Below are 21,910 nucleotides of genomic sequence, written 5' to 3' on the forward strand. Positions count from 1 at the left end.
TACGCGCCCCGCGCGCACCGTACGGCCCGCACCGCCGCGCGACGTGCCCCGTACCGGCCCCCCGCTTCACTACCCCGTCGGCGGGCCTGTGGGCCCCGGGTCCTCGTGCTGGTGCCGGTGGTCCTCGGTGATCTGGCTCCCGGGGCCGATCCGGATCTCGAAGTCGCCGTCGTACTTCGCGTGGCCCTGGACGACCGCGCTCTCGACCGCCTCGATGCCGAACTCCTGACGGACGATGAGCGGGTCCTGGCGCAGGTCCCGCATGAGGGAAACGCACATGCCGACCATCACGATCGTGAAGGGCGCCGCGACCAGGATGGTGAGGTTCTGGAGTCCGGCCAGCGCGTCGCCCTCGCCGTCGCCGATGAGCAGCATGACGGCGGCCACCGCACCGGTGACGACGCCCCAGAAGACGACCACCCACTTGCCCGGCTCCAGCACGCCCTTCTGCGAGAGCGTGCCCATGACGATGGAGGCGGCGTCCGCGCCGGAGACGAAGAAGATCCCGACGAGGATCATCACCAGGACGCTCATCAGGGTGGCGACCGGGAACTGCTGGAGGACTCCGAAGAGCTGCGCCTCCGGGGTGTCGGCGCCCGCGAGCTTGCCCGCTTCCTTGAGCCGGATCGCGGAGCCGCCGAAGATCGCGAACCAGACCAGGCTGACGGTGCTCGGTACGAGGATGACCCCGCCGATGAACTGCCGGATGGTGCGGCCCCGGCTGATGCGGGCGATGAACATGCCGACGAAGGGCGTCCAGGAGATCCACCACGCCCAGTAGAAGACCGTCCAGGAGCGCAGCCAGTCGGCGACCTCGCCCTCGCCGGTCGCCTCGGTGCGTCCGGCGAGCTGGGGCAGTTCGCGGAAGTACTCGGCGATGGAGGTGGGCAGCAGGTCGAGCACGATGATCGTGGGGCCCGCGACGAACACGAAGACGGCGAGGATCAGGGCGAGCACCATGTTGATGTTGGAGAGCCACTGGATGCCCTTCTCCACCCCGGAGACGGCGGAGGCGACGAACGCCACGGTCAGCACGGCGATGATGGCGACGAGCAGGCCCGTGCCGGTCTTCTCCCGCCAGTTCAGCTCGTGGAAACCGCTGCCGATCTGGAGCGCGCCGAGACCGAGGGAGGCGGCCGAGCCGAAGAGGGTCGCGAAGATCGCGAGGATGTCGATGATCCTGCCGAAGCCGCCCCGGGAGTGGCGTTCCCCGATGAGCGGCTCGAAGACGGCGCTGATCGTCTGCCGGCGGCGCCTTCGGTAGGTGCTGTACGCGATGGCGAGCCCGACGACGGCGTAGATCGCCCAGGGGTGGAGCGTCCAGTGGAAGAGGGTGGTGGCCATCGCGGTCTGCATCGCCTCCGCCTCGTCGACGGGGCGGGTTCCCGGGGGCGGGTCGGTGAAGTGGGCCAGCGGCTCGCTCACCCCGTAGAACATCAGGCCGATGCCCATGCCGGCGCTGAACATCATCGCGACCCAGGAGACGGTCCGGAACTCCGGTTCCTCCCCTTCCTGGCCGAGCGAGATCCTTCCGTAGCGGCTGATCGCCAGCCACAGCGCGAAGACCACGAAGCCGGACGCGGCGAGCATGAAGGCCCAGCCGCCGTTGTGGATGAGCCCTTCGAGCAGATCGGTGGAGACGCTCTCCAGGGAGTCGGTGGCGACCGACCCCCAGAGCACGAAGGCGAGCGTGAGAACGGCGGTGACGCCGAAGACCACCCGGTCGGTGACGCCTTTCTGCCCGTGGCGCGGGTCTTCGGGGAGGTCCGCCGTGACGGGCAGGCCGTCCGGCTTCGGGTCGTCCTGCGGCACGTGGGGCACCTGGGCACCTTTCGGGAGTCCGGAGATCACTCCCTGTAGGCAGTACCACACGGGGTGCGACGGGTAGGGGACCCACGAGCAGTGGCGGTCCGCCCGCGCCCGCTCACGCTCGCGTTCGCGTTCGCCCCGCGCGGGCGGCGCGGCGCGCCTCGCGTGCCAGGGGCAGGTACCGCATCCGCTCGGGAAGGGCCGGCACCACGCGGCGCACGACCGCGCCGAAGCGCCGCAGCCGCCTCTCCTGCGCGGGGGTCCACTCCAGGCCGATCGCGGCGCGGGCGTCCGGCGGCATCAGGCCGACCGTGAGGAAGGCGCGGAACCGGGCGAGCGGCGGCAGGATCACCGGCCACAGCACGCGTGCGGCCAGCCGCAGGGGCAGCGGCCCCCGATCGGGCGGCGGTACGGGCCGGTCGGTGGCGACCAGTTCCTCGACGACCGCGTTGCACTCCAGCTCCTCGGCGAGCACCTTGCGGTAGTAGGGCCAGAACTCCTCGATCGTCGGGGGCATGTCCCGGTCGTGAATGCCGAGGACCCGGCCGACCTGGAGCCATTCCCGGTACAGGGCCCGCTCCTGGGCGTCGGTGAGCGGGCGCACGAGGTAGCGCGAGGCGTGCTGGTAGACCGGAAAGCCGGTGGCGTGCACCCACGCGTAGTTCGCCGGGGTGAGGGCGTGGTAGCCGCGCCCCCGGGAATCGGTGCCCTGGATGGTGCGGTGCAGTGCGCGCAGCCGCCGCCCTTCCGCCACACCTTCCTCGCCTCCGTACACCCAGAGCTGGAGGGAGCGCAGGGACCGTTCGCCGCGCCCCCACGGATCGGTGCGGAAGACCGAGTGCTCGTCGACGCCGGCGCCCACGGCGGGGTGGGCGACCTGGAGGGTGAGGGCGGCGGGCAGCATCAGCAGGCCCCGGACGTCACCGGCGAGGCTCCACAGCACACCGCCCGGCGGGGGCGGCACGGGGTCCGTCGGCCCGGTTCCCTGGCTGCTCATACGGATGCTCCCGGCGGTCGGCGGACGGGCGGACGCCGCGCCTGCTCACAGGTGCCCGCGCGTGTACGCATTCCAGTATGCGAGCGGACCACCGGCGCACCACCGGCGGGTCCGGCAGCGGATTCGTCTCGGCCCGTTGACGCCCCGATGAAACAAGTCAATAGTATTTGTAACATTGACTCCGAGGGCCCCTCTCCGGCCAACCACCTTGCGCAGCAGGGGAGTTGACAGGGTCGGCTACGGGACAGCGGGCCCGGGGTCGGCACGGCGAACCGCACACATCCGCAGGAGGGTGCACACCATGGGCCGTTACAGCCGACTGAGGGAGATCCGCAGGATGGACCCGGTGCGGGACTGCGCCGAGATCCTCCGGCTGATGTCCCAGTACGAGTTCCCCTGGGACTACCGGCAGGGCGTGAGCGTCGCGTTCCTGCGCGACTTCGGTATCCCGAGCATCTCCGTACTGCTCGACCGCACCCAGGAGTTCGAGCGCAGCGGACAGAAGCGCTACGACGACACGGTGCTGCTCACCTACGAGCTGGCGGCCGACGGCTTCGACTCGGAGCGCGCACGGGCCGCAGCCCGCCACCTCAACCGCATTCACAGCCGCTACCGCATACCCAACGAGGACTACCTCTACGTCCTGGCCACCACGGTCGTCGGCCCCAAGCGCTGGATCGACCGGTTCGGCTGGCGACCGCTGTGCCGGGAGGAGGTACAGGCCCTCGCCGAGGTCGGGCGGAACATGGGCCGGGTGATGGGCCTCAAGTCGGTCCCCGCCACGTACGCGGAGTTCGAGGAACTGCTCGAAGCGTACGAGGCCGAGATGTTCGCCCCGGTCCCGGCGAACCGCCGGGTCACCACCGCCACTTTACGGACGATGGCCTCCTGGTATCCGTCCCCGCTGCGTCCGCTGGTCGCCCGGTTCTTCCTGGCTCTCCTGGACGAACCGCTGCTGCGGGCCCTGGGGTTCACCCCACAGCCCCGCCCGGTCCAGATCCTGGCGGTGCGGACGCTGCGCGTCCGCGCCCACGTCGTACGGCTGCTGCCCGCCCGGCCCGGATGGCTGCCGTCCAGACCCCGGCCGCGCAGCTACCCCTTCGGCTACCGGCTCGACGACCTGGGGCCGCACTGGGCGCAGAACCGCCCGATCGAACCGCTGCCGGACGAGGTGCCGGGTGCGGCGGAATCCCCCGAGGACCTCACGCGGCCGTGAGGAGGGGGACGAGACAGCGACGGGCGAAGGCCGCCACCTGCTCGTCGTCGTCGAGTTCGAAGCAGCTCAGCGGGTTGAGGAGGAAGGAGACGGTGATGCGCACCATCACCTCGGCGACAGGTGCCGAGTCCGTCTCCGGCCGGCCCTCCAGCTGCTGGGCGTGATGGAGGCGGTCGGTCAGGAAGTCGCGCATGGCGAGGAACGCGGGGCCGCTGTCCACCGTGAGGAAGGGCAGCATGACCTCCGGCTCCAGCTTCAACAGGCCTCCGATGAGCGGGTGTTCGCGAACGTGCCGGAGCACCGCCACGAACCCGGCGACGAGCCGCTCCTCCACCGACGGCAGTGCGGCCACCGCCTCGTCCACCTCGCCGACGAAGCGGCGGTACTCGCGCAACAAGCACGCGGAGACCAGGGCTTCCTTGTTGCCGATGCGCCGGTAGACCGTGACCCGGGAGACCTTGGCCCGCCTGGCGACGTCGTCGACGGTGGAGCGGCGCAGCCCGAGGGTCATGAACTGCTCACGGGCCGCGTCGAGGATCTGCTCGCTCAACGCGTCGGAGGGCGGGGCCTTTTCGAGCGCCCTCGACGTCAGCGCCTCGCCGCCGGCCGGTACCGTCATGAGCTCTCCCCCGTGTCGCTGCCGTCCGAGCACCTCGCCGCCACCCTAACCGGCTGTGCTACAGCGAGACATGAGCCGTCGCTCCGTATCCACCGAAGGGCCGAATCCCGCACGGAAATCCGCCGCAGGACGGGCCCCGCCACCCGCACCCTGCCGCACGCGCCCGCCAAGGACACGGCCCGTACGGACCCGACACGGCCCCGGTATCCGCGCGGACCCCCGATGGTGCCCGACCGGTGCCACGGTCACGGCACACGCGAACCGCCGTTCGTTCACCCGAAGTCGTACACCGTCACCGGAATGTCGCGGCTCACCAGCCGCTGCTCTATGAGCGGTTCGACCCGGGACCACGTGCCGCCCGCGAGCCCGCAGCCGATCCTCGGCATGTGGACGGACGCGCCCAGCTCGACGGCGCGTGCCGCCACCGCTTCCAGGCCCGCGTCGATCGCCTCGTACCGGACGGGCACGCCGGCGCTCCCCCTGCGTATCCCCCGCTGGCCCACCAGATTGGCCACCCACAGGAACGGGCCCACCTGCACGAACTGGACGGCGCCGAGGCCGAAGTCGCTCCCCGCGCGCTCGCGGTACCAGCGGCGGTAGGCGGCCTCGGGCTCCGGCCAGCGGCGGGAGAGGGCCAGTACGAAGCCCTTGCCCCAGCCGCCCAGGTCGTTGCAGACATGCACGATCAGCTTGACGCCCTTGGCCTGCGGAGCGGTGGCGTCGCCCTTGAGGTACGTGATCCCCGACATGTCACCCACCGTAGGGGCAGCCACTGACAATCGCCTCGGCCGCTTCCGTGAAGTTCAGCCTTCGTGCCTCGCCGGTGCCTGCGCCGGTGCCGGTGCCGGTGCGGAGTCCTGGCGCTCCGTCGGCGGGAAGCGGTTCAGGCCCAGCGCGGCGAGCAGCCGGAGCTTCTCGTACCCCTCGGTCCGCGGCGGGGCGGTGAGCACGAGGAGCGTCTGCGACTGATCCTCGGTGAAGAGCGCCTGGCAGTCGAGTTCGATCGCGCCGACTTCCGGGTGGATCAGCGTCTTGTGGTCTTCGAATCTTCGGGCGACCTCGTGTCGTGCCCACATTTCGGCGAACTCCTCGCTCTCCTTCTCCAGGGCCCGGACGAGCCGACCGGCCTGCGACTGCGGGCCGCGCAGTCCGAGGGCGGCGCGGAGGTTCGCGACCTGGGCACGGCTCTGCCGGTCCCGGTCGGCCTCCGGGTACACCGAACGCTCGGCGGGATCGGTGAACCAGCGGTAGATCCCGCTGCGGGCGAGGCCCGTGTGGTGGGACGCGTCCCCGAACAGGGCGACGGCCATCGCGTTCTGCACCAGCGTCTCGCCCAGGTCGGTCAGGATGAGCGCCGGGGTGTCGTGCAGTCGGTCCAGCACCCGCAGCAGAGCGGGCGCGACGTGCGGCGAGGCCGAGGACGACATCGGAGCGTTGTGTCCCGCGATCCGGTAGAGGTAGTCGCGTTCGTCGGTGGTGAGCCGCAGGGCCCGGGCGAGCGAGGCCAGCATGTGAGCGCTGGGCTGGGGCCCACGCTGCTGTTCGAGACGTGTGTAGTAGTCGGTCGACATCACGGCGAGCGAGGCGACCTCCTCACGCCGCAGGCCCTGGGTGCGCCGACGGGTTCCCGGGGGAAGGGCGACGTCCTCGGGCCGGAGCGCCTCGCGGCGACGGCGGAGGAAGTCGGCCAGTGCTGCACGGTCCATGGTGCCCATTGTCGTCCGGTACCCATGGCTCAGCCAGGGATCGCCGATCCCCCGACAAGCGGTCTCTGCACGCGCCACCGCGGATCGACGACCCTCGAAGCATGAACATCTCCGGAAACACCGTCTTCATCCCCGGCTCCACCAGTGGCATCGGGCTCGCGCTCGCCCTTGAGCTGAAGGCCAGGGGGAACACCGTCATCGTCGGCGGCCGGCGTGCCGAGCTGCTGGAGAGGATCGCGGCCGAGCACCCCGGCATCGACACCGTGAGGATCGACACCGCGGACGCGGCGAGCATCGCCTCCGCCGCGAAGCAGGTCCTGGCCGATCACCCGGACCTCAACGTCCTCGTGACCATGGCCGGTGTCATGAGGGTCGAGGACTGGCACGATCCGGCATCGTTCCTCGCATCCGCGGAGTCCACGGTGACGACGAACCTGCTCGGCCCGATCCGCCTCATCGCCGCCTTCGTGGAGCATCTCCAGGCGCGGCCGGACGCCACGATCATGACCGTCTCCTCCGGCCTGGCGTTCACCCCCCTGAAGGTCACGCCGAGCTACAACGCGACGAAGGCCGCGATCCACATGCTCAGCGAGTCCCTGCGGCTGCAGCTCGCCGACACCTCGGTGCGGATCGTGGAGCTCGAACCGCCGGCCGTGCGGACCACGCTCCTGCCCGGGCAGGAGGACGACGAGCACGCCATGCCCCTCGACGAGTACGTCGCGGAGGTCATGGGCCTGATCGAGACGCAGCCCGACGCCAAGGAGATCCAGGTGGAGCGCGTGAAGTTCCTGCGCTACGGCGAGGCCCGCGGCGACTACGACCAGGTCGTCGAGGCGCTCAACGGTCCCGTCAGGGGGCAGGGGAAGGAGCCGGAGTCCGCGCCACGTGTGTAGCGAGGAAGAAGTCCCGGACGTCCCCGGCGAGCAGCTCCGGCACCTCCATCGCGGCGAAGTGGCCGCCGCGCTCGAACTCCGACCAGTGCCTGATGTCGTACAGCCGCTCGGCCAGTGGTCGCACCGACTGCGTGATGTCGTGCGCGAACACCGCCACGCCGACCGGTACCGGGCACGGGTCGATGCGCCGCGGAGCATCGCGGTGCAGCCGCGCCGAGGAAGCCGCGGTGGCGGTCAGCCAGTACAGCGAGACGTCGGTGAGCATCCGCTCGTCACTGATCGGCGAGCGGGGGTCGGTCCACTGCGCGAAGCGCTCGGCGATCCAGGCCAGCTGGCCGACCGGCGAGTCGGTCAGTGCGTATCCGATGGTCTGCGGGGTGGTGGCCTGCAGGGCCTGGTACGGCGGACGATTCGCCATCAGCTGCCGGATCCTGTCCAGCCGCGCCTCATCCGCTTCGGACAGTTCGATGCCGGCGTCCGGCACCGGCCGGGTCGGCAGGTAGTTGACGTGCACCCCGACGACCCGCTCGGGTGCCACCGCGCCGAGCGCCGTCGAGATGCCCGAGCCGAAGTCGCCGCCCTGCGCGCCGTAGTGCTCGTACCCGAGTCGGCGCATCAGCTCGGCCCAGGCCCGCGCGATCCGGACCGTGTCCCAGCCGCGTTCGTGGGTCGGACCGGAGAAGCCGTACCCCGGGATGGACGGAATCACCAGGTGGAAGTCGCGTGACAGCGGTTCGATCACGTCGAGGAACTCGAGGAACGAGCCCGGCCAGCCGTGGGTGAGGATCAGCGCGAGCGCGTCGGGTCTCGAAGACCGGACATGGACGAAGTGGATGTTCTGGCCGTCGATCTCAGTGGTGAAGTGCGGAAGCTCGTTGAGCTCGTCCTCGTGCTCGCGCCAGTCGTAGCCGGTGCGCCAGTATTCGGCCAGTTCCCTGAGCCGCGCCAGCGGGAAGCCGTAGTCCCACCCGGCGTCGGCGACCTCGTTGGGCCAACGGGTGCGGGAGAGCCGGTCGTTCAGGTCGTCGAGGTCGGCCTGGGGGATGTCGATGCGGAACGGTTTGATCATGGTCTCAACTCCACGAGCTGCATTCGGCGTTCGAACGTTCGGACGGCATCGCATGGGGGCTCGCCGAATCGTTCGCCACACTAACGTTTCCCTCGCCGACGAAGGTAGTTCGTTAGTGGGACTAACGCAACGTAGAATCACGACATGGACAACGGAAAGCCCGGCACGGCGAGCGGGACCGACCGCCTGGTCACTGCCACGCGGCTGCGGAATCTGGGGACCCGTCTTCTGTCGCTGGCCGCGATCCACTCGGATCGCCTGGTGAACGAGGAGCTGACGCGCGCGGGCGCCCGCAAGTGGCATTACGCGGCGCTCGCCACGCTGGACGAGTTCGGACCCGCCAGCCAGGCGGAACTGAGTCGCCGCACGGGGATCTACCGCAGCGACATGGTCACGGTGATCAACGAACTGGCCGACCGCGGACTGGTGGAACGCTCGGCCAACCCGGCCGATCGCCGGCAGAACATCATCTCCGTCACCAAGCAGGGACACCGGCACCTGCTGAAGCTGGACAAGCTGCTCACCGAGACGGAGAACGCGGTGCTCGCGCCACTGACCCCGCCGGAACGCGAGCAGTTGACCCGGCTCCTCACCGCTCTTGTGGATCACCACGGCCGGAACATGTGAACAGAGCGCGCCGCCTCGGGTTTCCTGGCCGGTGAGGGTTTCACCACAGTGGTGAGACAGCAATACTGTTGCACGCGATCGCCGCACGCCGGGGCGATCGGGACCGATCCGGCCGTCTTGGGCCGTCTCCGGGCAACGAGGAGCAGACATGGCGACCGCGCCCGAGGAGCCGACGCTCACCGTCGACGAGCTGGCGGCCCGCGCCGGGGTGACCGTGCGCACCGTGCGTTTCTACAGCACGCGGGGGCTGTTGCCGCCTCCGGTGATCGGTCCGCGCCGGGTCGGGCACTACGGGCACGGCCATCTGTCCCGGCTGGCGCTGATCGAGGAGCTCCAGCGCCAGGGCATGACACTGGCCGCGATCGAACGGTATCTGGAGCAGTTGCCGGAGGATCTCAGCGCCCACGACCTGGCGATCCACCGGGCACTCGTCGCGTCCTGGGCGCCGGACGTGGCCGAGGAGATGACCGGCGCGGAACTGGAGCGGCGGGCGGGCCGGCCGCTCACCGGGGAGGATCTCGGCCGGCTGGCGGCGATGGGGGTACTGCTGGACGAGCCCGAAGGGGACTCCTCGTCGCCCGGGAAGGTCCACCGGGTCGATCCGGGGCTGCTCCGGCTGGGGGTGGAGCTGCTGGACGTGCCGATCGCGCACGAGACGATCCTCCGGGCGCGTACGGTCCTGCTGGAGCACACCCGGTCGGCGGCGGCCGAGCTGACCCGGCTCTTCCGGGACGAGGTGTGGAGCCCGTACCGGGAGCGGGAGGCGGACCCGGAGCACGTGGCCGCGATGAAGTCGCTCTCGGCGCACATGCAGCCGCTGGTGATGCAGGCCCTGGTGACCGCGTTCCAGCGGTCGTTGACGGCCGAACTGCGCGCCGCGTTCCAGGCGCCCTGACCGATACGTACGCCCGGAGCGTGGTCCGCCGCGGGGCGGACCACGCTCCGGGCGGCGGGCTCAGTCGTGGAAGGTCTCGCCCCGTTCGGCCATCTCCACCAGTCGGGCGGGCGGCAGGAAGCGGTCTCCGTACCGTTCGGCGAGCTCGCGGGCACGGGCCACGAAGCCCGGCAGGCCGCCCTCGTAGCCGTTGACGTACTGGAGGACGCCGCCGGTCCACGGCGGGAAGCCGATGCCCATGATGGAGCCGATGTTGGCGTCGGCGACGGAGACGAGGACGTTCTCGTCCAGGCAACGGACGCTGTCCAGGGCCTCGGAGAAGAGCATCCGCTCCTTCATGTCCTCGAACGGGATCGCGGCGCCGGGCTTGCCGAAGTGCTCGCGCAGCCCGGGCCAGAGAGCGCCGCGCCGGCCGGACTCGTCGTACTCGTAGAACCCTGCGCCGCCGCTGCGTCCGGGGCGTTCGAACTCCTCGACCATCCGGTCCACCACCGCGTCCGAGGGGTGCGGGGTCCAGGTGCCGCCGGACTCCTCGACGGCGCGCCGGGTCTCGTTGCGGATCTTGCGGGGCAGGGTGAGCGTCAGCTCGTCCATCAGGGAGAGGACCTTGGCCGGGTAGCCGGCCTGGGCGGCGGCCTGTTCGACGGAGGCGGGCTCGATGCCCTCGCCGACCATCGCGACGCCCTCGTTGATGAAGTGGCCGATGACGCGCGAGGTGAAGAAGCCGCGCGAGTCGTTGACCACGATCGGGGTCTTCTTGATCTGGCGGACCAGGTCGAAGGCGCGGGCCAAGGCCTCGTCGCCGGTGGCGGCACCCTTGATGATCTCGACCAGCGGCATCTTGTCGACCGGGGAGAAGAAGTGCAGTCCGACGAAGTCGGCGGGGCGGGTGACCCCTTCGGCGAGGACGGTGATGGGCAGCGTGGAGGTGTTGGAGCAGAGCAGCGCGTCGGGGGCGACGATGTCCTGGATCTCCTGGAACACCTTGTGCTTGAGGGAGGTGTCCTCGAAGACCGCCTCGATGACGGCGTCGCAGCCGGCGAGGTCGGCGGGGTCGCCGGTCGGGGTGATGCGGGCGAGCAGCTCGTCGCGGGCGGCCTCGGTCGTACGTCCCCGGGAGACCGCCTTGGCCAGCAGCTTCTCGCTGTATGCCTTGCCCTTCGCGGCGGCTTCGGCGGTGACGTCCTTGAGGACGACCTCGATGCCGGCCCGGGCGCAGGAGTACGCGATGCCGGCGCCCATCATGCCGGCGCCGAGCACGGCGACCTTGCGGACGGTACGGCGCTCGACGCCCTCGGGGCGGCTGGCACCGGAGTTGACGGCCTGGAGGTCGAAGAAGAACGCCTGGATCATGTTCTTGGCGACCTGGCCGGTGACCAGTTCGGTGAAGTAGCGGGCCTCGATGGTCTGCGCGGTCTCGAAGTCGACCTGCGAGCCCTCGACGGCCGCCGCGAGGATGTTGCGGGGCGCGGGCATCGGTGCCCCGGCGATCTGCTTCTTGAGGTTGGCGGGGAAGGCCGGGAGGTTGGCGGCGAACCGGGGGTTGGACGGGGTGCCGCCGGGGATCCGGTATCCCTTCACGTCCCAGGGCTGCTGGGACTCGGGGTGTGCGTCGATGAAGGCGCGGGCCTTGTCCAGCATCTCCTCGCGGGTGGCGGCCACTTCGTGGACGAGGCCGTTCTCCAGGGCGCGGGCGGGGGTGTACTGGGTGCCCTGGAGCAGCACCTTGAGCAGGGCGTCGGCGATGCCCATCAGGCGTACGGTACGGGTGACGCCGCCGCCCGCCGGGAGCAGGCCGAGGGTGACCTCGGGAAGGCCGATGCGGGAGCCGGGCGCGTCCAGTGCGATCCGGTGGTGGCAGGCGAGGGCGATCTCGTAACCGCCGCCGAGCGCGGCGCCGTTGATGGCCGCGACCACGGGGATGCCAAGGGTCTCGATGCGGCGCAGGGAGCGCTTGATGGCCATCCCGGTGTCGAAGACGGCCCTCGCGTCCTCGGGCCGGGCGTGGATCATCTCCTTGAGGTCTCCCCCGGCGAAGAAGGTCTTCTTCGCGGAGGTGACGACGATGCCGCGGATGTTCTCCTTCCCGGCCTCGGCGCGGTCGGCGATCGCCGCGAGGGACCGGGTGAACGCCTGGTTCATCGTGTTGGCGGACTGGTCCGGGTCGTCGAGGACGAGGGTGACGACGCCGGTCCCGTCCTCTTCCCAGCGGATGGTCGTGCTCTCGGTCATGAGTTCTTCTCCGTAGGCAGCGGGCGTGGCGGGAGGGCGGGGCCGGTCAGACGCGTTCGACGACGGTGGCGACGCCCATGCCGCCGCCCACGCAGAGGGTGACGAGTCCGTACCGCAGGTCGCGCCGTTCGAGTTCGTCGACGACGGTGCCGAGGATCATCGCGCCGGTGGCGCCGAGGGGGTGGCCGAGCGCGATGGCTCCGCCGTTGACGTTGACCTTGTCGAGGCTGATGCCCATGTCCCGGACGAACCGCAGCACCACTCCGGCGAAGGCTTCGTTGATCTCGATCAGGTCGATGTCGTCGATGGTCAGTCCGGCCTTGGCGAGCGCCTTGCGGGAGGCGGGGGCGGGGCCGGTCAGCATGATGGTGGGCTCGGAGCCGGAGACGGCGGCGGAGACGATCCGGGCGCGCGGGGTGAGGCCGTAGCGCTCGCCGACCTCCTTCGAGCCGATCGCGACGAGCGCGGCGCCGTCCACGATCCCGGAGGAGTTGCCCGCGTGGTGGACGTGGTCGATCTTCTCGACCCAGTGGTACTTCTGCAGGGCGACCGCGTCGAAGCCGCCCATCTCGCCGATGGCGGCGAAGGAGGGCTTGAGGGCGGCGAGCAAGTCGGCGGTGGTGCCGGGGCGCAGGTGCTCGTCGTGGTCGAGGACGACGAGGCCGTTGCGGTCCTTGACGGGGACCACCGAACGGGCGAAGCGGCCCTCCTTCCACGCCTCGGCGGCGCGCTCCTGGGAGAGGGCGGCGTACTCGTCGACGTCGCGGCGGGAGAAGCCCTCGACGGTGGCGATGAGGTCGGCGCCGATACCCTGGGGGGCGAAGCCGGTCTCGAAGCTGGTCATCGGGTCCATCGCCCAGGCGCCGCCGTCCGAGCCCATGGGGACGCGCGACATGGACTCGACGCCACCGGCGAGGACGAGGTCCTCCCACCCCGAACGGACCTTGGCGGCCGCGAGGTTGACGGCTTCGAGACCGGAGGCACAGAAGCGGTTCTCCTGGACGCCGGCGACGGAGTCCGGGAGTCCGGCCGCGATGGCCGCGATCCGCGCGATGTCGGAGCCCTGGTCGCCGAGCGGGCTGACGACACCGAGGACGATGTCGTCGATGGCCGCCGGGTCCAGGCCGGGGAAGCGGGCGCGGATCTCGTGGATGAGGCCGACGACCAGGTCGATCGGCTTGGTGCCGTGCAGGGCCCCATTGGCCTTGCCGCGACCGCGCGGGGTGCGGATCGCGTCGTAGACGAACGCTTCGGTACTCAAGACAACAGCCTTTCGGGGGGCGGGCTTTCAGGTTTCGGGGTGCGCGCGGGCATCCGGCACTCGGAACCGGCGCTCAGGACAGCAGGGAGCGGCCGATGATCTCCTTCATGATCTCGGTCGTCCCGCCGTAGATCGTCTGGATGCGTCCGTCGGTGAAGGCCCTGGCGACCGGGAACTCCGCCATGTAGCCGTATCCGCCGTGCAGTTGGAGGCAGCGGTCGGCCACCCGCTTCTGGAGTTCGGTCGCCCACCACTTGGCCATCGAGGCGTGCACCGCGTCGAGCGTGCCCTCCGCGTGCTCGACGATGCAGCGGTCGAGGAAGGTGCGGGTGACGGCGCATTCGGTGGCCATCTCGGCGATCTCGAAGCGGACGTGCTGGAGTCCGGCGAGCGGCCGGCCGAACGCCTCGCGCTCCTTGACGTACCGGGTGGTGATCTCCAGCAGGTGTTCGGCGGCGGTGATGCCGGCGACCGCGATGCCCATCCGTTCCTGGGCCAGGTTGGTCATCAGGTGGATGAAGCCGCCATGGAGTTCGCCGAGGAGGTTCTCCTTGGGGACCCGGACGTCGTGGAAGAAGAGTTCGGCGGTGTCCTGGGACTTCTGGCCGATCTTGTCGAGGTTGCGGCCGCGTTCGAAGCCCGCCGCGCCGCGTTCGACCACGAGCAGCGAGAGCCCCTTGGCCCCGCCCTCCGGTGACGTACGGGCGACGACGACCACCAGGTCGGCGAGGATGCCGTTGGAGATGAAGGTCTTGGACCCGTTGAGGAGCCAGTGGTCGCCCCGGTCCTCGGCGGTCGTACGGATGCCCTGGAGATCGGAGCCGGCCCCGGGTTCGGTCATGGCGATGGCGGTGATGGTCTCGCCGGAGCAGAAGCCCGGCAGCCAGCGCCGCTTCTGCTCGGGGGTGGAGAGGCCGGTGAGGTAGGGCCCGACTATGTCGTTGTGCAGGCCGAGCGCGAGGCCGCTGACGCCCGCCCGGGTGAACTCCTCGGCCAGTACGGCGCTGTAGCGGAAGTCGTCGTTGCCGCCTCCGCCGAACTCCTCGGGGACGGCGAGGCCGAGCAGCCCCTGCCGGCCCGCCGCGCGCCACGCCTCGCGCGAGACGATGCCGTCCTTCTCCCACTGTTCGTAGTGCGGGAGGACCTCCTTGGCGAGGAAGGTACGGACGGTCTCTCGGAACACGTCGTGTTCGGCGGCGAAGATCTGCCGTTTCACCGGGCCTCCTGGAGTGGGTGTCGATTGGTGTGCACCGGTCTCGCCCTCATCCGGAGGCCCCCTGCGGCGGTTCGCCGGACGGCTCCGGCGTGTCCCGGCCCCCGAGCGCTTCCGGCACGTCCCCGTCTCCGAGCCTTTCCGGCACGTCCCCGTCCTCCCGCAGCTCCGGTACGTCCCACTCCGCGGCCACCGACGCGGCGCCGCTGCCGGGCAGGGCGGGGGCGCTCCGGACGGCGGTGGGGGTGGCGGAGAAGCGCGGGGCGGGGGCGGGCTGGGTGATCCCTGCGTGTTCCACGAAGGTGGCGCGGGCGGCGAGATGCGGGTGCCCGGGCGCCTCGCGGAGGGAGAGGACCGGGGCGACGCAGGCGTCGGTGCCCTCGAACACCTCGGTCCACTCGGCGCGGGTACGGGTACGGAACCGGTCCGCGACCGCGGTGCGCAGCTCCGCCCAGCGGGAGAGGTCCGCACGGTCGGGCAGCTTCCCGGCGATGCCGAGGAGCGCTGTGAACTCGTCGTAGAACCGCTGTTCCAGCGGCCCGACCGCCATGGCCTCGCCGTCGGAGGTCGCGTACGTGCCGTAGAAGGGGCAGCCGCCGTCGAGGAGGTTGGAGCCGCGCCGGTCCTGCCAGGCGCCGGCCGCCAGCATGCCGTGGATCATGGTGGCGAGGTGGGCGGCGCCGTCGACGATCGCCGCGTCCACGACCTGGCCGCTCCCGCCGGGGGTACGGGCGTGCTGGAGGGCGGCCAGCACACCGACCACGAGGTAGAGGGAGCCGCCCGCGTAGTCGCCGAGCAGGTTGGCCGGGACGGCCGGGGGTTCGCCGGGGCGGCCGATCATGGAGAGGGTGCCGGTGGGCGCGAGGTAGGACACGTCGTGCCCGGCTCGCTGGGCGAGCGGGCCCTCCTGGCCCCAGCCGGTCATCCGCCCGTAGACGAGCCGGGGGTTGCAGCCGAGGCAGGCGTCGGGGCCCACCCCGAGCCGTTCGGCGACCCCGGGGCGGTACCCCTCGATGAGGATGTCCGCGCGTTCGGCGAGGGCGAGGACGGCCGAGACGCCCGCCTCCGTCTTGAGGTCGAGCAGGACGGAGCGCTTGTTGCGGTTGGTCAGGTCGAGGGCCGGGTCGATGCCGAGGGCGGCCCCGCCGGGCCGGTCCACCCGCACCACGTCGGCGCCCAGGTCGGCCAGGAGCATCGCGGCGAACGGGCCGGGGCCGATGCCCGCCAGTTCGACCACACGCACTCCGGACAGGGGCCCGTTCCCCGATGTGGTCATCAAGCCCCCAGCGGTGTGACACAACCGATGTAACATCGACGATGCTAAGAACGACCGCCGCTCCGCACAAGGCTTTTGGCCGAGCGACCGCTTAGTTTCCTCACCTTCCATGGTGCACCGTCACACGCCGTTCCGCCCCGAGTGCCACGCGTCATCCGCCGACCCGCGGCCGGGGTGGTTCACCGGCCGCCGGTCGCGGGACTACCCTCGGCTGCCACCCACCCGGAGCCGGTACTGCGACGACACGCCCCAGCGGAGGCACACATGAAGAGGCACCATGGATCCGAACGCCTTTACGACGTCGTCCTGTACGGCGCCACCGGCTTCGTCGGCACGCTGACCGCCGCGTATCTCGCGGCGCACGCCCCCGACGGGCTGCGCTGGGCGCTGGCCGGACGCAGCCGCGAGAAGCTGGAGCGGCTGCGCGGCGGACTCGCCGTGAAGGGCCCGGAGCCCGAACTGCTCGTCGCGGACGCCGACGATCCCGCCGCGCTGCGCGAACTCGCCCTGTCCGCACGGGTGGTGGCCACCACGGTCGGCCCCTTCCTCCGTTACGGGAACGCGCTCGTCGCGGCCTGCGCCCGGGCCGGTACGGACTACCTGGACCTGACCGGTGAGGCCGAGTTCATCGACCGGACCTGGCTCTACCACGACGGGCCCGCCCGGGAGACCGGGGCGCGTCTGGTGCACGCCTGCGGCTTCGACTCGGTGCCCCACGACCTCGGCGCGTACTTCACCGTCCGGCAGTTGCCCGAGGGTGTGCCGCTGGCGGTCGACGCCTTCGTCCGCGCCCACGCGGTGTTCTCCGGCGGTACGTTCGCCTCGGCGGTGAACGCGATGGGCCGGGGGCCGCAGATGCTGGCCGCAGCCAAGGAACGCCGGGAGCGCGAGCCCCGGCTCACCGGCCGTCGCGTCCGGACACCGCTGGGGGCCCCGCACTTCAGCGGGGAGACCGGGACCTGGGCGCTGCCGCTGCCGACCGTGGACCCGCAGATCGTGGGCCGTTCGGCGCGCGCCCTGGAGCGCTACGGCCCCGACTTCCGGTACCGCCATTTCGCCTCGGTGAAGCACCTTCCGGTCGCACTGGGCGGCACGGCGGGGCTGATGACCCTGGTCGCGGCGGCTCAACTCCCCTTTGTGCGGGATTGGATGACGGATCGTTACCAGTCGGGCAAGGGGCCAGACGAGGAGCGCCGCGGGCGGAGCAGGTTCACCGTCCGGTTCGTCGGGGAAGGTGGCGGCCGCCGGGTCTTCACCGAGGTCTCGGGCGGTGACCCGGGGTACGACGAGACGGCGCGGATGCTGGGCGAGGCCGCCCTCTGCCTCGCCCTGGACGATCTGCCCGAGACCTCGGGCCAGGTGACGACGGCGGTGGCGATGGGCGATGCCCTGCTGGAGCGGCTGCGGGCCTCGGGGCTGGGCTTCCGGGTGGCGGCCCGCCGCTGAGAACGGGCCGGGGGGTCTCGCTTCGGCCCGCCGCTGAACACGGGCCGGGGGTCTCGCTTCAGCCCGCCGCTTCCCGCAGCGCGCGGCGGCAGAGCGCGTCGGCCCGGCGGGTGGTCTCGGGCTGGCGGAACCCCCGGGTCAGCGCCAGGGTGTGGGCGCAGGCGGTGTCCAGCGTGGTGCGGTGGCCGACGGAGACGAAGACCGGCTTGGTGTCGTCCCGGGTGCGCAGGGCGCGGCCGACTTCCTCCGTACCGTCCAGCAGCGGGGAGGAGTCGCCGCGCTTCGGGCCGGGCGGTTCGTACGCGAAGGTGAAGGGGTTCTTGGCGACACCGATGACGGGGAGCCCGGTCAGCACCCCGAGATGGCTGGCGAGTCCGAAGCGCCGGGGGTGGGCCAGCCCGTATCCGTCGCAGACGACGAGGCCGGGGTCGGCCGTGAGCGACTCGAGTGCGGCGAGCACCGTGGGAATCTCCCGGAAGGCCAGCAGCCCGGGGACGTACGGGAAGGTGACCCGGCCCACGGCGGTGGTCTCGGCGACCACGTCGAGCGTGGCGGCGTCCAGCACCACGGCCGCCGCGACGACGAGGTCCCGCTCGTCGTCGTAGGCGACGTCCACCCCGGTGACGTGGCCCGATCCCGGGGCAGGTCCGGAGTCCTCGGTCACCACCCGGTCGCGCAGGCGGTCCTGGACGGCCCGCGCCTCGGCGGCGTCGGCGGGTACGGCGAACGTAGTCATGACGGCCGAGCTTAGGACACCACCTGGGGCCTTCTCTTCGGATCGGGCGCGGCATGATCCGGACGAAGGGCCCGGAGGCGCGCCGCTTCCGCGCGCACTACCGCGCGTCAACGGGGGTACGAGGAGCGCCACGAGGGCTCCCGGTTCGCGGGTTTTGCCCCGGCTCGCCGTCGAGGAGTGTCATGGTGGCTGTTTCTTCGCGGCGTCTTCAGGACGTCGCGCGGGATGTGTTCGGCTGGGATCGGCTGCGGCCGGAGCAGACGGTGGCGATGCAAGCCGTGATGGAGCGGCGCGACACGCTGGTGGTGATGCCCACGGGCGCCGGGAAGTCGGCCGTCTACCAGGTTCCGGGGGTGCTGCTTTCGGGTCCGACCGTCGTGGTGTCGCCGCTGATCGCGCTCCAGCGCGACCAGGTCCAGGGGCTGTTGCGTCGCACGGGGACGGATGCGGCGGCGGTGAACTCGACGCAGACCGGCGGTGAGAACGCCGCGGTCTGGGACAGGATCAGCGCGGGGGACGTGGACTTTCTCTTCCTCGCCCCGGAGCAGCTGGCGAAGGACGAGGTGATCGAGCAGCTCGCGGCCGCGGAGCCGGCGCTGTTCGTCGTGGACGAGGCGCAGTGCGTGTCTTCCTGGGGCCACGACTTCCGGCCCGAATACCTGAGGCTCGGCCAGGTGCTCCAGCGCATCGGGCGTCCTCCGGTGCTCGCTCTGACGGCGAGCGCCGCCGCCCCCGTGCGGGCGGACATCGTCGCGCACTTGGGGATGCGGGACGTACGGGAGGTCGTCACCGGCTTCGACCGCCCGAACATCCATCTGGAGGTGATTCCGTTCCGGGACGCGGCGGTCAAGGCGCGGGCCGTGGTCGAGCGCGCCGCGGCGGAGCCCAAACCGGGGCTGGTGTACGCGGCGACGCGGCGCGAGGCCGAGGAGTACGCGAACGAGCTGAGCCTGCTGGGGCTGGACGTGGCGGCGTACCACGCGGGACTTCCCGCGCAGGAGCGCGGCGACGTGCACGACCGCTTCCTGGCGGGTTCGCTGGACGTGGTGGTGGCGACGTCCGCGTTCGGGATGGGTATCGACAAGCCGGACGTGCGCTTCGTGCTCCACGCGTCCGTCCCCGGGTCCCTGGACGCCTACTACCAGGAGATAGGCAGGGCCGGACGGGACGGCGAGCAGTCCCGGGCGATCCTCGCGTACCGGCCGCAGGACCTCGGCCTTCAGCGCTTCTTCTCGGCGGGCCGCCCCGATCCGGACACCGTCACCCAGGTGGCGCGCACGCTGGCGGAGCACGACGGCCCCGTGCACCCCAGCGACCTGCGGGCCGAAACGCATCTGACGGCGAGCCGGCTGACGGCGGTCGTCAACCTCCTGGAGCAGGTCGACGCGGTACGCACGACCGTGCGGGGCGACGTGGAACCGGCCCCGGGCGTCGACGCGGCCCGCGCGGCGCAGCAGGCGGTCGAACTGGGTGACGCCCATCAGCAGCTCGAACGCTCCCGGGTGGACATGATGCGTGGCTACGCGGAGACCACCGGCTGCCGGCGCCGCTTCCTCCTCGGCTACTTCGGACAGGTCCGGGACGAGGCCGAGGGGTGCGGCTCCTGCGACCTGTGCGGAGCGGCAGAGCTGTCCCGGGAGGGCGCGGCACCCGGCCCGGCGGTCCTGGCCGGTACGGGCGGGCGGATACCCGCCCCGGCCGACCGGGCGACGGCCGGAGGCGGCCACCCTTACCACCCCGGCACCCGGGTCCGGCACCAGCACTGGGGAGAGGGTTCGGTGATGAGCGAGGAGGACCGGAGTCTGACCGTGCTCTTCGAGACGGTCGGCTACCGCACCCTATCGCTGGAGGTCGTGCGGGAGCACGGGCTGCTCGACGTGTGCTGATCCCGGGCCGCTCGACGTTGGGCTGATCCCGGGTTGCTCGGGTGTGCCGACCCCGGGTTGCTCGGGTGTGCCGACCCCGGCCGGGCGCACCGGCCCCTGTCCGGCGGGGTTTTCCGCCCGGAGCGTCCCGCGATGTCCCGACTCTCCGCGGATGGGACACAAACGGGCCCTGTCCGGTCGGCGGCCGGGCCGTGCGGCCGGTGGCCGTGCGTCCCGCCGTCCGCGTACGGGCTGGACGCACGGGATGGACGGACACTTCCCGGGCAGATGATCAGTCCCGGGGGCTTCGGCGGTGACAGAGCTCACGCCCCGGGTCGGTGCGCGGATCGCGGTGTTCCGTCGTCTACTCCAGTGCCGGAGTCCGTTCGTCCAGCCGTGCGAGGGAGCAGGTCTTGTCCAGCCTTATCGAGCAGCCCGTACAGGCCCGCATGGTCGCGTCCGTTCCACGGACGGCCACGCTGGCCGCCACCTTGCGGTACGACCGCGACCATCCGTTCGCGGTCCGGATCGCGTTCCCGGCGAGGGCCACGCTGGAGGGCACGGACGTCTCGTGGGAGTTCTCCCGGGAGCTGCTGGCCCGGGGCGTGGACGCGCCCGCCGGCCTCGGGGACGTACGGGTGCGCCCCTTCGGCCAGGAGCGGACCGCGCTCGAATTCCACGCCGCCGAAGGCATCGCGATGGTGCACGTCCGCACCTCGGAAGTGCGTCGATTCCTCAGGCGTGCCGAGGAGTTGGTGCCTGCGGGCGACGAGCACCGGTTCCTGGACCTCGACCGGGAGCTGGCGGAGTTCCTGGGCGACATGCGCTGAGCGGAGTGCGCCCCGGCCGGTCCCGCCGCGGCGGTTTCCCGTCTCACGGGGGCCTCCCCGGAACCCGTCCGGAAGGCCTCCGGGAACGGCTCCGGCACCGGTCAGGCTTGGCTGAGGGCTTACCTGCGCTTAACCTACGGACACGTAACCTACGAAGCCGTAGGTAAATCTCCCGTCCCCAGGAGCACCCGTGACGATCACCTCTCCCCACCTCGGCAGTTCGAAGGCGTGGACGGACGCCCAGCTGCTGTACGCGCTGGAAGAGGTGGTGGAGAAGGAACTCAACCGCCATCTCAAGGTCGCCAAGGACTGGATGCCCCACGAGTACGTCCCGTTCTCCGACGGCCGGAACTTCCCGGGCGTCTTCGACGACGGCGAGGCGTGGGCCCCCGACCAGTCCAAGGTCACCGACATCGGCAAGATCGCCCTCGTGGTGAACCTGCTGACCGAGGACAACCTCCCCAGCTACCACCACGAGATCGCCTCGCTCTTCGGCCGCGACGGCGCCTGGGGCACCTGGGTGCACCGCTGGACGGCCGAGGAGGGCCGCCACGGCATCGTGATGCGGGACTACCTGCTGACCTCGCGCGCGGTCGACCCGGACAAGCTGGAGCAGTTCCGCATGGCGCACATGGCGGAGGGGTTCGAGTCCGACAACCGGCACTCGATGCTGCACTCCGTGGCGTACGTCGCCTTCCAGGAGCTGGCCACCCGTGTCTCGCACCGCAACACCGGCCACCAGTCGGGCGACCCGGTCTGCGACCGGATGCTCGCGCGCATCGCCACCGACGAGAACCTGCACATGGTCTTCTACCGGAACCTCCTGGGCGCCGCCTTCGAGCTGGCCCCGGACCTCACCATGCAGGCCGTCCGGGACGTGGTCGTCAACTTCCGGATGCCCGGACACGGCATGCCCGGCTTCGAGCGGGCCGCCGCGCAGATGGCGATCGGCGAGATCTACAACATGCGCATCCACCACGACGACGTGATCCAGCCCGTGCTGCGCTACCTGAAGGTCATGGACATCGACGGGCTCGGCCCGGAGGGGCACCAGGCGCAGGAGGAGCTCGGCCTGTACATGGGCGGCCTGGACAGCGAGGCGTCGAAGTTCGACGAGAAGCTCGCGGCGCGCAAGGCCCGCATGGCGGCGCGCGGGCGCTGAGACCCGCGTGGCGGCCGCCACCGGCCCGGCCCGCCACTCCGCCACCGGCCCGCCACTG

Annotated in this window: 19 protein-coding genes; 8 read left to right on the top strand and 11 right to left on the bottom strand. The window is 71.2% G+C overall.

Going from position 1 to position 21,910, the window contains the following annotated elements; all coding sequences use genetic code 11:
* Positions 1 to 69 precede the first annotated feature (69 nt).
* A complete protein-coding gene (locus tag ACWCWD_RS23790; RefSeq protein ID WP_450775502.1) occupies positions 70 to 1,812 on the bottom strand; it encodes a BCCT family transporter in 1,743 nt (580 codons plus the stop codon).
* Between the two features lie 112 nt (positions 1,813 to 1,924).
* Positions 1,925 to 2,806, bottom strand: coding sequence for an oxygenase MpaB family protein (locus ACWCWD_RS23795; protein WP_450775352.1), 882 nt, complete (start codon positions 2,804 to 2,806; stop codon positions 1,925 to 1,927).
* A gap of 301 nt (positions 2,807 to 3,107) precedes the next feature.
* Between ACWCWD_RS23795 and ACWCWD_RS23800 the strand changes: the two genes are divergently transcribed.
* Positions 3,108 to 4,022, top strand: coding sequence for an oxygenase MpaB family protein (locus ACWCWD_RS23800; protein ID WP_450775354.1), 915 nt, complete (start codon positions 3,108 to 3,110; stop codon positions 4,020 to 4,022).
* Here ACWCWD_RS23800 and ACWCWD_RS23805 read toward each other — a convergent pair.
* The 3 genes from ACWCWD_RS23805 to ACWCWD_RS23815 form a co-directional block, all read right to left on the bottom strand.
* Positions 4,009 to 4,641, bottom strand: coding sequence for a TetR/AcrR family transcriptional regulator (locus ACWCWD_RS23805; RefSeq protein ID WP_450775356.1), 633 nt, complete (start codon positions 4,639 to 4,641; stop codon positions 4,009 to 4,011). The genes ACWCWD_RS23800 and ACWCWD_RS23805 overlap by 14 nt on opposite strands.
* 272 nt (positions 4,642 to 4,913) lie before the next feature.
* Positions 4,914 to 5,390 (bottom strand): macro domain-containing protein, encoded by a 477-nt coding sequence (locus ACWCWD_RS23810; RefSeq protein ID WP_450775358.1) that lies wholly within the window; start codon positions 5,388 to 5,390, stop codon positions 4,914 to 4,916.
* Between the two features lie 54 nt (positions 5,391 to 5,444).
* Positions 5,445 to 6,347 carry a helix-turn-helix transcriptional regulator gene (locus ACWCWD_RS23815; RefSeq protein WP_450775360.1) on the bottom strand — a complete coding sequence of 301 codons (903 nt, stop codon included), beginning with the start codon at positions 6,345 to 6,347 and terminating at the stop codon, positions 5,445 to 5,447.
* A 101-nt stretch (positions 6,348 to 6,448) separates the two neighbouring features.
* Between ACWCWD_RS23815 and ACWCWD_RS23820 the strand changes: the two genes are divergently transcribed.
* Positions 6,449 to 7,240 (top strand): SDR family oxidoreductase, encoded by a 792-nt coding sequence (locus tag ACWCWD_RS23820; RefSeq protein WP_450775362.1) that lies wholly within the window; start codon positions 6,449 to 6,451, stop codon positions 7,238 to 7,240.
* On the opposite strand, the gene ACWCWD_RS23825 is transcribed toward ACWCWD_RS23820, so the two are convergent.
* On the bottom strand, positions 7,197 to 8,309 hold the full coding sequence (locus ACWCWD_RS23825; RefSeq protein ID WP_450775364.1) for an epoxide hydrolase family protein: 1,113 nt from the start codon (positions 8,307 to 8,309) through the stop codon (positions 7,197 to 7,199). The two genes, ACWCWD_RS23820 and ACWCWD_RS23825, sit on opposite strands and share 44 nt — an antisense overlap.
* 144 nt (positions 8,310 to 8,453) lie before the next feature.
* Between ACWCWD_RS23825 and ACWCWD_RS23830 the strand changes: the two genes are divergently transcribed.
* Together ACWCWD_RS23830 and ACWCWD_RS23835 are read left to right on the top strand one after the other, a co-directional pair.
* Positions 8,454 to 8,936: a MarR family winged helix-turn-helix transcriptional regulator gene (locus tag ACWCWD_RS23830; RefSeq protein WP_450775366.1), complete on the top strand. Its 483-nt coding sequence runs from the start codon at positions 8,454 to 8,456 to the stop codon at positions 8,934 to 8,936.
* A gap of 148 nt (positions 8,937 to 9,084) precedes the next feature.
* A complete protein-coding gene (locus ACWCWD_RS23835; RefSeq protein WP_450775368.1) occupies positions 9,085 to 9,831 on the top strand; it encodes a MerR family transcriptional regulator in 747 nt (248 codons plus the stop codon).
* A gap of 60 nt (positions 9,832 to 9,891) precedes the next feature.
* On the opposite strand, the gene ACWCWD_RS23840 is transcribed toward ACWCWD_RS23835, so the two are convergent.
* The 4 genes from ACWCWD_RS23840 to ACWCWD_RS23855 all read right to left on the bottom strand — a co-directional run bounded on the left by ACWCWD_RS23840 (position 9,892) and on the right by ACWCWD_RS23855 (position 15,813).
* Positions 9,892 to 12,063, bottom strand: a complete 2,172-nt coding sequence (locus ACWCWD_RS23840) for a 3-hydroxyacyl-CoA dehydrogenase NAD-binding domain-containing protein (RefSeq protein ID WP_450775370.1) — start codon at positions 12,061 to 12,063, stop codon at positions 9,892 to 9,894.
* Positions 12,064 to 12,109: 46 nt separating this feature from the next.
* Positions 12,110 to 13,324 (bottom strand): acetyl-CoA C-acetyltransferase, encoded by a 1,215-nt coding sequence (locus ACWCWD_RS23845; RefSeq protein ID WP_450775372.1) that lies wholly within the window; start codon positions 13,322 to 13,324, stop codon positions 12,110 to 12,112.
* A 73-nt stretch (positions 13,325 to 13,397) separates the two neighbouring features.
* Positions 13,398 to 14,540: an acyl-CoA dehydrogenase family protein gene (locus ACWCWD_RS23850; protein ID WP_450775374.1), complete on the bottom strand. Its 1,143-nt coding sequence runs from the start codon at positions 14,538 to 14,540 to the stop codon at positions 13,398 to 13,400.
* 46 nt (positions 14,541 to 14,586) lie between these two features.
* Positions 14,587 to 15,813 carry a CaiB/BaiF CoA transferase family protein gene (locus tag ACWCWD_RS23855; RefSeq protein ID WP_450775376.1) on the bottom strand — a complete coding sequence of 409 codons (1,227 nt, stop codon included), beginning with the start codon at positions 15,811 to 15,813 and terminating at the stop codon, positions 14,587 to 14,589.
* Positions 15,814 to 16,077: 264 nt separating this feature from the next.
* Here ACWCWD_RS23855 and ACWCWD_RS23860 point away from each other — a divergent pair, with 264 nt between their 5' ends.
* Positions 16,078 to 17,259, top strand: a complete 1,182-nt coding sequence (locus tag ACWCWD_RS23860) for a saccharopine dehydrogenase family protein (RefSeq protein WP_450775378.1) — start codon at positions 16,078 to 16,080, stop codon at positions 17,257 to 17,259.
* Positions 17,260 to 17,317: 58 nt separating this feature from the next.
* On the opposite strand, the gene ACWCWD_RS23865 is transcribed toward ACWCWD_RS23860, so the two are convergent.
* Positions 17,318 to 17,995 carry an endonuclease V gene (locus tag ACWCWD_RS23865; protein ID WP_450775380.1) on the bottom strand — a complete coding sequence of 226 codons (678 nt, stop codon included), beginning with the start codon at positions 17,993 to 17,995 and terminating at the stop codon, positions 17,318 to 17,320.
* Between the two features lie 182 nt (positions 17,996 to 18,177).
* Between ACWCWD_RS23865 and ACWCWD_RS23870 the strand changes: the two genes are divergently transcribed.
* The 3 genes from ACWCWD_RS23870 to ACWCWD_RS23880 all read left to right on the top strand — a co-directional run bounded on the left by ACWCWD_RS23870 (position 18,178) and on the right by ACWCWD_RS23880 (position 21,852).
* Positions 18,178 to 19,881 (top strand): RecQ family ATP-dependent DNA helicase, encoded by a 1,704-nt coding sequence (locus ACWCWD_RS23870; RefSeq protein WP_450775382.1) that lies wholly within the window; start codon positions 18,178 to 18,180, stop codon positions 19,879 to 19,881.
* A 392-nt stretch (positions 19,882 to 20,273) separates the two neighbouring features.
* Positions 20,274 to 20,690, top strand: coding sequence for an SsgA family sporulation/cell division regulator (locus tag ACWCWD_RS23875; protein WP_450775384.1), 417 nt, complete (start codon positions 20,274 to 20,276; stop codon positions 20,688 to 20,690).
* Between the two features lie 190 nt (positions 20,691 to 20,880).
* Positions 20,881 to 21,852: an acyl-ACP desaturase gene (locus ACWCWD_RS23880; RefSeq protein ID WP_450775386.1), complete on the top strand. Its 972-nt coding sequence runs from the start codon at positions 20,881 to 20,883 to the stop codon at positions 21,850 to 21,852.
* Positions 21,853 to 21,910: the final 58 nt, after the last annotated feature.

The sequence above is a fragment of the Streptomyces sp. NPDC001493 genome, assembly GCF_053597235.1.